The following is a 12,808-nucleotide window of genomic DNA, read 5'->3' on the forward strand; positions in this document are numbered from 1 at the left end:
TTTATATAAATAACAGCGAAACAGCATAGCAGCACAGTCACGGAAGCATGTCTTCTCAGGGGATATGCGCAAAACTAGATATATGTCATATACTGTTTTACAGATATACGATGGTTGGAGGTTCTTTATATGACTATTTACCATTTCGTAGGTATAAAGGGGTCCGGAATGAGTGCATTGGCACAAGTTCTGCATGATATGAACTATCAGGTTCAAGGCTCCGATTTTGAGAAACACTTTTTTACGCAGGTGGCACTTGAAAAATCCGGAATAAAGATCCTTCCCTTTCAAAAGGAAAATATACAGCCGGGCATGACGGTAATCGCCGGGAATGCATATCCGGACACGCATGAAGAAATTGAGGAAGCAATGAAGCTTGGCTTGCCTGTTGTGCGCTATCACCGCTTCTTAGGTGATTTTATGAAGAATTTCACAAGCGTTGCAGTGACAGGAGCACATGGGAAAACATCCACTACAGGCTTGCTTGCACATGTTATGAGAGGTGCAAAACCAACTTCATTCCTTATTGGAGACGGTACGGGCAAAGGGGACGAAGAAGCTGAGTATTTTGTTTTTGAAGCTTGCGAATACAGAAGACACTTCCTTTCTTATTACCCGGATTATGCGATAATGACAAACATCGATTTCGACCACCCTGACTACTTTGCCAATGTTGAAGATGTTTTCTCTGCTTTTCAGGAGATGTCTTGGCAAGTGAATAAGGGCATTTTTGCATGCGGTGATGACGAACAGCTGCAAAAAATACAGGCTAAAGTGCCTGTCGTATTTTACGGTTTCGGAGAAGAAAATGATTTCCAGGCACGCAATGTTGTTAAGACGACTGAAGGGACAACATTTGACGTTTTTGTCCGCAATACCTTCTATGAGACGTTTTCAATTGCCGCCTATGGAGATCATAACGTTCTGAACTCTTTAGCTGTCATCGCTTTATGTCATTATGAAGAGATTGATGCAAAGATTGTTCAGGAACAGCTTCTTTCTTTTGAAGGGGTAAAAAGAAGATTCTCCGAGAAGAAAGTAGGCTCTCAGGTCATTATTGATGATTATGCCCACCATCCGACAGAAATTAAGGCAACTGTAGAAGCTGCCAGACAAAAGTATCCTGAAAAGGAAGTTGTGGCCGTTTTCCAGCCTCATACATTTACGAGGACTCAGGCATTTCTTGAGGATTTTGCATCAAGCCTCAATTTGGCTGACAAAGTTTATCTATGTGAAATCTTTGGCTCTGCCCGGGAAAACCATGGTAAACTCACGATCAATGATTTAAAGGATAAAATTCCTAATGCACAAATTTTAAATGAGGAAGAAACAGCGATCCTAAGAAATCATGAAGAAAGTGTAATTATGTTTATGGGTGCCGGAGATATCCAAAAATTCCAGCAGGCATACGAAAATCAAATATAATTTATAAAAAGGATGCTCCGCTCAGGAAGCATCCTTTTTTACATAGACTTGTGATCCTACTTTAAGCTCTCTGGATTTAACGCTTCCAGTTCAGCAATGACGAATCTCCCGTCTTTACGGATTAATGCATCATCAAAGTAGATTTCGCCGCCGCCATAGTCAGGGCGCTGGATGTTGACCATATCCCAGTGGATATTTGATTTATTTCCATTGTACGCTTCGTCATAACACTGTCCGGGTGTAAAGTGGAAGCTTCCATCAATTTTTTCATCGAACAGGATATCCTGCATCGGATGGAGAATGTATGGATTAACTCCAATGGCGAATTCACCAATATAGCGTGCACCTTCATCCGTATCAAAGATTTTATTGATGCGTTCACTGTCATTGGCTTCCGCTTCAACAATTTTCCCGTCTTTAAATGTCAGCTTGACATTTTCGAATGTAAAACCATGGTATGGGGATGGTGTGTTATAAGTGATAACTCCATTCACAGACTCACGTACAGGGGCAGTGTAAACCTCTCCATCAGGAATATTCATCTGACCGGAGCATTTGATTGCAGGAATATCCTTAATCGAGAAGGACAGGTCTGTACCAGGACCGGTGATCCGGACTTTATCGGTCTTATTCATTAATTCGACAAGGCTGTCCATCGCTTTATCCATCTTGCCGTAATCCAAATTGCAGACATCAAAGTAGAAATCTTCAAATGCCTCTGTGCTCATTTTAGCAAGCTGAGCCATGGAAGCATTTGGATAGCGCAGAACTACCCACTTCGTTTTTGGCACGCGAATTTCTCTATGTACTTTTTGTCCAATTGTTGAACCATGGATTTTCATTTTATCATCCGGCACATCAGCCTGCTCGTTGATGTTTTCTCCAGAGCGAAGTCCTATGTATGCATCCATTTTGCTCATAACATTTGCTTCAAATTCAGCCATCATATTGAATTGCTCTTCTTGTGCTCCTAAAAGCAGGGAACGATCCACCTGATGATCTTTTAAGGAGACAAAAGGGTATCCTCCAGCAGCGTATGCTTCCTTTACCAGTGCCGTCACCAATTCCTTCTGCAGTCCAAAATTTTCAATAAGGATTTTCTCGCCTTTCTGAAGACGGACTGAATAGTTAATCAAATTTTTGGCGAGTTTTTCAATACGGGGATCTTTCATGCGTATATACCTCCATTAAATTTATTTTTCCGACAACTATTATTGTAACCGAAATGGATGGTTTTGTTTAACCTTTTCCAATTATGCTAATATTTACTTTAACTGATGAAAATACCCGAATGAGAAGGAATTTGGACTTTGCAAGTTGAATCTATTAATGTACTCCTGGTTTAGAGGCAGTGCATCTGGGTAAAAAGTTAGTATACAGACAACCGGAGGTGTAGGAATTGGAAATAATTTTATACTTAAGTGTAGCAGTCATTGCTATTGCATTCCTTGTTTTGGTCATTTATTTGGCTAAAACATTAAAATCCTTGCAAGGGACATTAGATAACGTTTCACACACATTAGCAGGCCTTGAAAGGCAATTAGACGGTGTTACGAAGGAAACTACAGTTCTTCTGCACAAAACAAATACACTGGCAACAGATATTCAGCAAAAGTCAGAGAATCTGAACAGTGTTGTAACTGCGGTAAAAGAAGTTGGTGACTCTGTCCGCAAATTTAATGGATCCATTCAGAAAATCACATCTTCTGTTAACACACAGCTTGAACAGAATAAAGATAAAATCTCACAGGTGGTTCAGTGGAGCAATGTTCTCCTTGAAATCAAGGATAAGTGGAAAATGAAAAAAGAAGACCCTTATCAGTACAATGTCGGGGAGAAACAAATGCTTCCGCCCGAACGCCAGAGAGAAAGAGCACGATACTAGAATTAGAGGAGGAAAAAGGAGAATGAATAGCCAAGACCGTAATCAATTTGATTCAAACCAGGTAAAAACTGAGGAAAATATCAATACGAAGGATTTTATGATTGGTGCTCTTATAGGAGGAATGGTTGGCGCAGCTACAGCTTTGTTCCTGGCTCCAAAATCAGGAAAAGAGCTCCAAAGTGATTTAAGCGAAAAAGCGGCCATCCTAAAGGAAAAATCGGGGCAGTACCGCGAAACAGCTATGACAAAAGGAACTGAACTGGCTAATGCTGCAAAAGAGAAAACAAATGTGTTAACTCAAACAGTAACCAAACAATCCAATGAGCTTGTAAATAAAGTGAAGAACTTAAAAGACTATCAAAATGGACAAGCTTCTGCAAACGGCTCAGCCGAAGAAGAGGGAGCAGCTATCAATAACGAAACATTCCAGACTGAAGGAAACGCGCCAGTCAATGATGCGGAAATCCAAATGAAACTGGAAGAAACAAAAAAAGCTTTTGACGAAACCGAGCAAAAGTATAACTAAACTATTTGTTTAAACAACGGTGAAGTGGTACGATAACTTCACCGTTGTTTGATTTTAGGAGGAGAGAAAAATGAAAAAATTTGATAGTCATGAAGCATTTGATCAAGCCGTAGAATCAGGAGAGCAGCTGCTGCTATTAAAACACAGTTCTACATGCCCTGTGAGCGGTGCAGCTTATGAAGAATATGATAGCTTTGTAAAAGAGCATAAAGATGTTAATGCTTATTACCTGGTTGTTCAGGAGGATCGCCCTTTGTCCAATCACATTGCAGAAACTTTTCATATCAAACATGAATCGCCTCAGGCAATTCTGTTTAATAATGGAGATGTTGTATGGCATGCATCACATTGGAAGATTACATATGACTCCCTTTTGAATGCAGTGAAGGAAAACAGCTAAAACCCATCCAATCGGATGGGTTTTTAATTTCTAGCTATATTTAATAGTGGAATGCTTATTATTTATGGAAGGCCACACAATTTTAAGATGGTCACCAGGCTCTACTGATTCATGAAAAGATGTTTTTTCCCCATTTTTCAAAAGGATGAAGCCTCCGGAAGAGGAAGCAGGCATATCGACATTAACATGGCTGAATATATCCTGAAAAATAAAGGGGGATCTTGGTTTTTTCAGGATTGTTATCGCATCTCCAGCAGAAATCACGTCATCTTCGGTCAGTACAGCGCCTTCTCTCTGAAATTCGAGTATTCGCCTGGACAGCTCTAATTTCTTGCTGTTAAAAATGACAGGGATGCTCTCCTGAAGTGCCAGCTGCTTAATATCTGCTAATTCCTTTACGGTCAGAGTGTTGCCTTTTTCAATGCGAAGATTGTCACCATTATCTACGATGCTGTGGCAATTAACCTCAAGGCCGTTTTTATAAAGCTTTCCGGAATGACGCGGCAGAAAAGTCTCTTTTTCGTTAATGCTGATTCGAAAAGTTTTAAGCTCGTTTAATAAATTATTCAGATTTAAAATTGTTAAGATTTCTTCAGCAGTTTCCGGTACTCTGCACTCCACTTTATCCCGATCAGCAAGAGTCTGCTCGAGCGAGGCAACCTTTTCATTACAGGTAATGGCAGGATGAATTGTAAATTGTTTTCCGTTAATAGTGATAGACTTTTCCGGGACTTCATCAATTAAATCCTTAATGCAAACATCAGCAGGCAATCCGTCACGCCCTTTTGAAACGGTTATGATATCCCCTGATTTGATTTCTTCATCTAATGCACTTGGGAGGCTGTTTCGAGTGATGGCTGGAGCTTCTCCATGGCTTCCCGGGATCGTAATGTTTTGCCCGTTTAAATTGATAATCATGGCAAGGCCAGGCTTCCCGTAGAGCTTATTCATTTTAATTCCTGCTGCCAGCATACAATCCCCGACTGTCAGGTTTTTAACCTCAAATAGCCGGACAGGCTGATCGTTGACGTAAACAGTACAATATTGGACCGGCGCTTTTTTAGCGGCTATCGCAATTCCTATTGGGGTGACTAACTCAGGGCCCTTGTCTGTATTATCCGGTAAATGCAGCCCGCTGATAGCATCAATTCCTCTAATTGCAACTCTATTTGCCGGTAGGCCCAATCTGTTCGCTATCCTTTCAGGCAATCCGGGTGTTAAGCTCCCGCCGCCTGCCAGCATGACGGCTTTTGGCGGCCTGTTATTCAGCCGCATTATTTCCTCACAAATGGAATTTGTCAAACGTTCCAGAGCTGGAGATATTTTTTCAATTGTCTCTTCTCTGCTGATTTCTGTTTGGAAGCCGAGAATATCCGTGACAGTAATCATATCGGATTCGTGCAAGTCTCTTTTTGCCTTTTCTGCCAGAGGGAAGTCCAGCAGAAGCTGGTCACTAATGGCTTCGGTGATCTCATCGCCTGCTACAGGCACCATTCCAAATGCAGTAACTGTCCCCAAATCGGTTATGGCAATGTCGGATGTTCCGGCACCGATATCAACAAGTGCCACATTCAGTCTTCTCATTGAAGGCGGGATCAGAACATTAATAGCTGCGATTGGCTCAAGTGTTAAGGCTTCCATTTCCAGGCCAGCCCTATGAAGAGCTGAGATGAGTGACTCCACTACAACCTTCGGCAGAAAGGTAGCAATGATTTCTACAGATGCTTCATCCCCCTGCTGATCAATCAGGCTGCCGATTTCCTCCCCATCTAGATGGTAGTATAAAACCGAATATCCAACACAATAGTAATAATAGCTTTTTTCGGCTGCCTGCTTTTCTGCTGCGATTGCCTGTGCCTGCTGAACCGCACTTAATTCAAGGTGAATTATATCCTGTTTTTGCATCATCGGTTTGCCTTTAATGATGATCGATGTTTTAGATCTTTCTGTTTTTAAAGCCCTGCCAGCTGCTGCTACACAAACTTTATTTAATGGGCCGTGTTTCACTTCAAGTTCATCTCTTATTTCTGCTATAATTTTCGAAACAGCCGGAACATCATGGATCTGGCCATCGAGCATGGCCCTTTCTGCATGCTCCCTAATCACGATGTCTTTCACATGGTATTGGCCGCCGTCTTCCTCCAGAATAATTCCGACCACTGTGCGAGTGCCGATATCCAGTGCAAAAAGCTTTTTTTGTTCGTCCAAAGCAATACACCTTCTTTTGAATTGTCATAGAATGCTTAATTTTGCCTTAAGGTTGCTTTATTACTTAAAAGCGTTTAATTAATAAAGAAATTTTTCGTGACATGTCTGAATAATTCATATATAATAACCCTAATTATAAAAAATGTATCATATATCGAGAGGCCGTAAAAGAAAAAGATGGAAATGCTTAATTCGTGCTTAGGGTGCGGGCTTTCTGCATAATCCTAAAATTCAACACGGCTTAAATTGAGATTCGAAAGGAAGGGACAGGAAATGAGCAATAATGAACTAGATAAACTTCGTGATCGAGTGGATGAGCTGAATCTTCAGCTTTTATCTTTAATCAATGAAAGAGCAGAACTTGTTCAAGAAATCGGAAGAGTAAAGGAAACACAAGGGGTTTATCGTTATGATCCTGTCCGGGAACGCAAAATGCTTGATTTGATAAAAGAGCATAATGACGGTCCTTTTGAAAATTCAACAATTGAGCATATGTTCAAGGAAATTTTTAAAGCAGGTCTTGAACTTCAAAAAGATGATCATAGAAAAGCGCTTCTTGTTTCACGCAAAAAGAAGCCTGAAAACACAATTGTGGACTTAAAAGGTGAAAAAGTAGGAGATGGCAATCCTCATCTTGTTTTTGGCCCATGTGCAGTTGAATCTTATGAGCAGGTAGCAACTGTTGCTGAAGCTGTAAAAGCAAAAGGGCTAAAGCTTCTTCGCGGAGGAGCTTATAAACCAAGAACATCGCCATACGATTTTCAGGGTCTTGGGCTTGAAGGGCTGAAAATTTTAAAAAGAGTGGCAGATGAATACGATTTGGCAGTTATCTCTGAAATTGTAAGCCCAAATGATATTGAAACAGCTGTAAATTATATTGATGTCATTCAAATTGGTGCAAGAAACATGCAAAACTTCGAGCTATTAAAAGCAGCGGGCGCTGTAAATAAGCCAGTTCTATTAAAGCGGGGAATTGCAGCTACAATTGAAGAATTCATTAATGCAGCGGAATACATCATGTCCCAGGGGAACGGACAGATTATCCTTTGTGAGCGGGGAATCCGCACCTACGAACGGGCAACACGCAATACACTGGATATTTCAGCAGTGCCAATCCTTAAGCAGGAGACACATTTGCCTGTACTGGTTGACGTTACACATTCAACAGGCCGCAGAGATTTGCTTCTTCCGGCAGCAAAGGCCGCGCTGGCAATCGGCGCAGATGGCGTAATGGCAGAAGTTCATCCTGACCCGGCTGTTGCCCTTTCAGATTCAGCACAGCAAATGGACTTAAATCAATTTGACCATTTTATGTCTGAACTGCAATCTTCAGCATTGCTGAAAGTATGATCATTGAATAAGAGCCGTTCGCGCATTCTGATTCGGCATCAACGGAACTATTCAAAATATGGAGAGCCTTCTGCTAATGGCAGGCGGCTCTTTTTTTCGCTTATAAAGGAAGTTTTAAGTTTTTTTCAGAAATATAAGCCTTCACATTGCGGCAATTACTGGACTGTCGTATGATTAAATACATAATTGTCATGTGTAACTACTCACAAATTAGGATAAAAAATGAGTAGGTTATGTCGTGTTGCTGTAAAATATAAAGTAATAGAAGTGACCGCTAATTAAAGAAGGAGTGTCAGTAATGAATGTAACAATATATGATGTGGCAAGAGAAGCGAATGTATCAATGGCAACGGTTTCTCGTGTTGTAAATGGCAACCCGAATGTTAAACCGGCAACAAGAAAGAAAGTTATGGAAGTAATTGACCGGCTTGGATACCGTCCAAACGCGGTTGCAAGAGGATTGGCAAGCAAGAAAACCACTACAGTCGGTGTAATCATTCCCGACATTTCCAGCACCTTTTTTGCTGAACTGGCAAGGGGCATAGAAGATATTGCGACAATGTACAAATATAATATCATTCTCAGCAACTCCGACCAGAATATCGAAAAAGAGCTGCACTTGCTCAATACTATGCTAGGGAAACAGGTGGATGGTATAGTCTTCATGGGCGGCAACATTACGTCCGAGCTTGTTGAAGAGTTTGAAAAGTCTCCGGTTCCCATCGTGCTGGCCGGCTCTATTGAAGAAACAGGCAAAATTCCCTCAGTAAATATTAATTATGAACAGGCAGCATTTGATGTCACAAAGTCATTTATTGAAAAAGGCCATAAAGATGTAGCACTTGTGGTAGGACCGCTCCGTGAGCCGATTAACCAGGAAAAGAAGCTTGCAGGTTATAAGCGTGCATTGGAAGAATCTGAAGTATCCTTCCGCGAGGATTTGGTGGTTGAAGGAGATTATACGTACGATTCAGGTATAGAAGCCTTTGAGAAACTGCTTGAGGCCGAACCTCGCCCAACTGCTATTTTTGCGGGATCTGATGAGATGGCTTTGGGAATCGTCCATGGGGCTGAGGATAAAGGCTATGATGTCCCGAAAGACTTTGAGGTCATCAGCTCAGACAATACCAGATTGACCTTAATGGTTCGTCCCCAGCTGACTTCAGTTGTACAGCCATTGTATGATATCGGTGCAGTTGCGATGAGATTGCTTACAAAACTTATGAATAAAGAATCTGTCGATGAGCAAATTGTTGTACTCCCACATCGAATTGAAGAACGAAGCTCAACAAAATAAGAAATATGCCGATATAAAAGAAAAGCGGAAGCGCCTCGACCAGCCCCGACAAGCGCTGGAGGGCCAGAAGTTGAAGTCGTTCTTTGACTTCAGCATCTGGACCGAAGTGACTCGAGGGGCTAGGCGCTGCAGCTGGACAAGGGTAGAAAGAAAAACGCCTTAATATGAAAGGCGTTTCTTTCTGTCAAAATTTATCCTAAAACTTTTATAATGCAGTGGATCAGGGAGAGAGAGTATGAGAAAGTTCGATATGTTAACACCTGCTGGGTTAATGGTGGGCCTGGCTATGCTCATTTTTGGGATTATGTGGAATGGTGGAGCAGATGGGTTTTTATCATTTGTTGATTTTTCCTCTATCCTTATTGTTTTAGGCGGATTAATAGCCGGGCTGCTTGTTAGTTTTCCATTAAAAGATATCAGGCATATGCCCACAGTTTTTAAGCAGGTTTTTTCCAATGAAGAACAAAGCGTTGGCGAGCTGATTGGCATTTTTGTCAAACTCTCTGAGCGTGCCCGGCGTGAAGGACTTCTGTCGCTCGAGGCTGAAGTCGGGAAAGTCGAAGATTCTTTTATTCGGAAAGGCATTTATCTGGCTGTGGATGGCATAGAGCCGGATGTCATTACTGACATTATGAATGCCGAAATAATGGCAATGGAAGAGAGGCACAGAAAAGGCAGAAGCATTCTTGAAAGAGCGGGTGAATATGCACCGGCATGGGGAATGATAGGAACTCTGATCGGCCTGGTTCTGATGCTGAAAAATTTAAATGATCCCTCCACTCTTGGGCCAAATATGGCCATTGCCTTATTGACTACTTTATATGGCTCACTTCTGGCCAATCTTGTTTTTTTGCCAATGGCAGCAAAGCTGGCTTTAAAGACAGAGAAGGAAGTGTTTTTAAAGGAAATCATTATTGAAGGGGTCATCGGTGTTCAATCCGGTCAAAATCCAAAAATTCTGGAGGAGAAGCTGAGCGCCTTTTTATCCTCTGAGGAACGAAGAGAGCTTGAGAGGGCTGTAAACGCGGGGGAGGCATTGGATCATGAGGCGTAGGCGAAGATCTCCTGAGCCTCCCAAGGGCGCTCCACGCTGGATGGTGACTTTCTCAGATCTCGTCACATTAATATTGGTTTTCTTTATTCTGCTTTTTTCAATGTCACAGATCGATTTAATGAAATTTCAGGCTATATCTGACTCCTTCCGGGACAGGCAGGTGCTTGATTTCCAGCAGTCCATCATCCCCGCGGAGAATCAGGGAGAAATGGAAGAAAATACGGAAGAAGAAGGCAGCGGTCAATCTGATTCGCTTGATGAGCTCCTGATGGAAATACAGTCCTTTCTGGAGGAGAATGGATTAGAAGAGGTTATAGTGGCAAACAGGACGGAGCGTGGTGTCGTTCTTGTCCTGCAGGAACAGGTTTTATTCGAATCCGGGGAGGCCAGTCTTATAGACAGCTCATACCCTTTCCTGGATAAAGTAGGAACCCTGTTAGCAAATATGCCCAACCTGGTGAAGGTGGAAGGACATACTGATGACCGGCCCATAACCACATACAGATATCCGTCCAATTGGGAGTTATCTGCTGCCAGGGCCAGTACGGTAATCAGATATTTAACAGAAGGGCATAAACTTGACAGCCACAGATTTATGGCTGTCGGCTATGGGGAAACCCGTCCCATCGTTCCCAATTCCGGACCGGAAAATTGGGAGAAGAACAGACGTGTTGAAATTATTATTTCTGATCCGAAATTTAATGAAGAGAACAATCAATAAACAGGTCTGGCAAAAGCCAGACCTGTTTATTTGCGTGTGAAGAAATGGCAACCGGATGTTTCCGGCCAGTCACTTTCTTATTTAGACTCTGTCATTGATTTGTTCCGGATGGGATAAAGAACCTTGTCCAATGTCCGGGCATTTTTTTCAGTTATTTCACTTTTTCGGGGGATAGGGTTATATAAATCTGCCGGATCTTCCCATTCAGATGGAAGAGGCACAGGTGCGTGTTCTTTCCACTTATTTATCCATTCCTCCGGGATATTGCCGTAACAATTAGAGTTTTCAGTCATTTCCAGCCAAACCATGGCCCATGCCCGGGGAACAACTCTCCAAATATCATATCCGCCGCCGCCGACTGCAATCCATTTTCCTCCGCAATATTCATGGGCAATTTCATGAGCCAGTTTCGGAATTTCCCTATAGATTTTTATAGTCGATGATAAATGGGTAAGAGGGTCAAGGTAATGGGCATCAGCCCCATTTTGCGTCAGAATTACATCAGGCTTGAAAAATTCCGCAACCTCCCGAAAAGCTGTACGGTATGCATGCAGCCAGGAATCATCTTCAGTAAATGCATCCACGGGAATATTGAAAGAGAATCCATATCCCTTCCCTTGTCCCCGTTCATTGATATTTCCGGTACCGGGAAAGAGGTATCGTCCTGTTTCATGAATGGATAGGGTGCATACATCCGGGTCATCATAAAATGACCATTGGACACCGTCACCATGATGAGCATCAGTATCTACATACAGAACACGGGCTTTATACTTTTCCTGCATGTACTTTATGGCTACTGAACTATCGTTGTAAATGCAAAATCCGGAGGCTTTTCCCCGAAAACCATGGTGTAGGCCTCCTCCAAGGTGAAGTGCATGCTTAGCACGTCCGTTCATTACGGCATCAACGGCTGCCAGGGTGCCTCCAACTAAAAAGGAGCTCGCTTCATGCATATTGGGGAATATGGGTGTGTCCTCAGTTCCGAGACCATAGTTTTCACATGATTCCTCAGGAAGCTGTCCACGGCCGGCAAGCTTGACAGCATTCACATAATTTGGATCATGAATCAGGTGAAGCTCTTCATCTGAAGCCTGGCGCGGCGGGATAATATGACAATCATCGATGGCATTTATATTTTTGAGCAAATCGAGTGTCAGCTTCAGCCTTATCTGATTAAAAGGATGATTTTTGCCGAATTTATAATTCAGCAGGTCTTCCGAATAAACAAATACTGAATCATGTGTCATAGTGAAATCCCCGGCATATTTGGCCATAAAACGTGGTGGCCTGCTTTTTTCAAATCTTCCACTACAAGTGTAGGGTTCATTGTCTGTACCCTTATCACCAATATTTTGAATTTATCATCCGTTTTGTCAGGATATACAAGGACACTCTGGATATTTGCTTTCCTTTTGCAAATGACTTCAGCAATTTCAAACAGCATGCCCGCCTTGTTTGGCACCTTAACTTCAATCTGGGAGCCTGGCTGATGAGCACCCGTCAATTGAACTAATGTATGAAGCAAATCGGTTTCTGTGACAATCCCAACCAGCTTATTATCGTTTAATATAGGCAGGCAGCCAATCCGCTGTTCATAAAAAACCGCGGCAATTTCTTCAGCGAAATCAAGCGGATGACCAGTGATGATATCTGTCTTCATAATAACTTTTAACGGTCTCTGCAGATCTTCCTTAAACAGTTCTGTATGAAAAATAGAAGGTGTGGCATCCCGAATATCCCTGTCTGTTACAAGTCCCTGGAGTCTGCCATCTTCATCTGTTATCGGCAAATGCCGGATTCTTTTTTCGCTCATAATTCTTATGGCGTCGGCAATCGTGTCTTCTTTTGACAAAGCCGTGACATCCGTTTTCATAATTTCTTCAACAATCACTTTAAATGCCTCCTTATAAAGTGAAACTTCAATCAGTGGGGGTTTTCC

General features: G+C 42.2%; 12 protein-coding genes. 8 read left to right on the top strand and 4 right to left on the bottom strand.

The annotated features are described in order from the left end of the window. Window positions 1–129: 129 nt before the first annotated feature. The gene (gene murC / locus CHI10_RS13890; protein WP_095244841.1) at window positions 130–1,425 is read left to right on the top strand and encodes a UDP-N-acetylmuramate--L-alanine ligase; all 1,296 of its coding nucleotides are present in this window, start codon (window positions 130–132) and stop codon (window positions 1,423–1,425) included. 56 nt (window positions 1,426–1,481) lie between these two features. On the opposite strand, the gene CHI10_RS13895 is transcribed toward murC, so the two are convergent. Then, a complete protein-coding gene (locus tag CHI10_RS13895; RefSeq protein ID WP_095244842.1) occupies window positions 1,482–2,597 on the bottom strand; it encodes an aminopeptidase in 1,116 nt (371 codons plus the stop codon). 227 nt (window positions 2,598–2,824) lie between these two features. Here CHI10_RS13895 and CHI10_RS13900 point away from each other — a divergent pair, with 227 nt between their 5' ends. From CHI10_RS13900 to ytxJ, 3 genes are all read left to right on the top strand, one after another. After that, a complete protein-coding gene (locus CHI10_RS13900) occupies window positions 2,825–3,310 on the top strand; it encodes a DUF948 domain-containing protein (protein ID WP_095244843.1) in 486 nt (161 codons plus the stop codon). 22 nt (window positions 3,311–3,332) lie between these two features. Further along, window positions 3,333–3,836, top strand: coding sequence for a YtxH domain-containing protein (locus CHI10_RS13905; RefSeq protein WP_095244844.1), 504 nt, complete (start codon window positions 3,333–3,335; stop codon window positions 3,834–3,836). 70 nt (window positions 3,837–3,906) lie between these two features. After that, window positions 3,907–4,236: a bacillithiol system redox-active protein YtxJ gene (ytxJ, locus tag CHI10_RS13910; RefSeq protein ID WP_095244845.1), complete on the top strand. Its 330-nt coding sequence runs from the start codon at window positions 3,907–3,909 to the stop codon at window positions 4,234–4,236. Window positions 4,237–4,266: 30 nt separating this feature from the next. Here ytxJ and pilM read toward each other — a convergent pair whose 3' ends face one another. Continuing rightward, complete coding sequence (gene pilM / locus CHI10_RS13915) at window positions 4,267–6,444, bottom strand: cell division protein FtsA (protein ID WP_095244846.1); 2,178 nt, start codon at window positions 6,442–6,444, stop codon at window positions 4,267–4,269. Window positions 6,445–6,717: 273 nt separating this feature from the next. On the opposite strand from pilM, the gene CHI10_RS13920 reads away from it, so the two are divergent. The 4 genes from CHI10_RS13920 to motS all read left to right on the top strand — a co-directional run bounded on the left by CHI10_RS13920 (window position 6,718) and on the right by motS (window position 10,866). Next, window positions 6,718–7,794: a bifunctional 3-deoxy-7-phosphoheptulonate synthase/chorismate mutase gene (locus CHI10_RS13920; protein WP_076261985.1), complete on the top strand. Its 1,077-nt coding sequence runs from the start codon at window positions 6,718–6,720 to the stop codon at window positions 7,792–7,794. A 298-nt stretch (window positions 7,795–8,092) separates the two neighbouring features. Then, window positions 8,093–9,091, top strand: a complete 999-nt coding sequence (gene ccpA / locus CHI10_RS13925) for a catabolite control protein A (RefSeq protein ID WP_095244847.1) — start codon at window positions 8,093–8,095, stop codon at window positions 9,089–9,091. A 235-nt stretch (window positions 9,092–9,326) separates the two neighbouring features. Continuing rightward, entirely contained in the window at window positions 9,327–10,145 is an 819-nt protein-coding gene (gene motP / locus CHI10_RS13930) for a flagellar motor protein MotP (protein WP_095244848.1), read from the top strand. Next, a complete protein-coding gene (gene motS / locus CHI10_RS13935) occupies window positions 10,135–10,866 on the top strand; it encodes a flagellar motor protein MotS (protein WP_095244849.1) in 732 nt (243 codons plus the stop codon). Before motP ends, motS begins: the two co-directional genes overlap by 11 nt. 77 nt (window positions 10,867–10,943) lie before the next feature. On the opposite strand, the gene CHI10_RS13940 is transcribed toward motS, so the two are convergent. After that, window positions 10,944–12,116, bottom strand: coding sequence for an acetoin utilization protein AcuC (locus tag CHI10_RS13940; RefSeq protein ID WP_095244850.1), 1,173 nt, complete (start codon window positions 12,114–12,116; stop codon window positions 10,944–10,946). After that, on the bottom strand, window positions 12,113–12,760 hold the full coding sequence (locus tag CHI10_RS13945) for an acetoin utilization AcuB family protein (RefSeq protein WP_095244851.1): 648 nt from the start codon (window positions 12,758–12,760) through the stop codon (window positions 12,113–12,115). Before CHI10_RS13945 ends, CHI10_RS13940 begins: the two co-directional genes overlap by 4 nt. Between the last annotated feature and the right edge of the window lie 48 nt (window positions 12,761–12,808).

Source organism: Bacillus sp. 7894-2, from assembly GCF_002272225.1.
Classification (GTDB): Bacteria; Bacillota; Bacilli; order Bacillales; family Cytobacillaceae; genus Cytobacillus.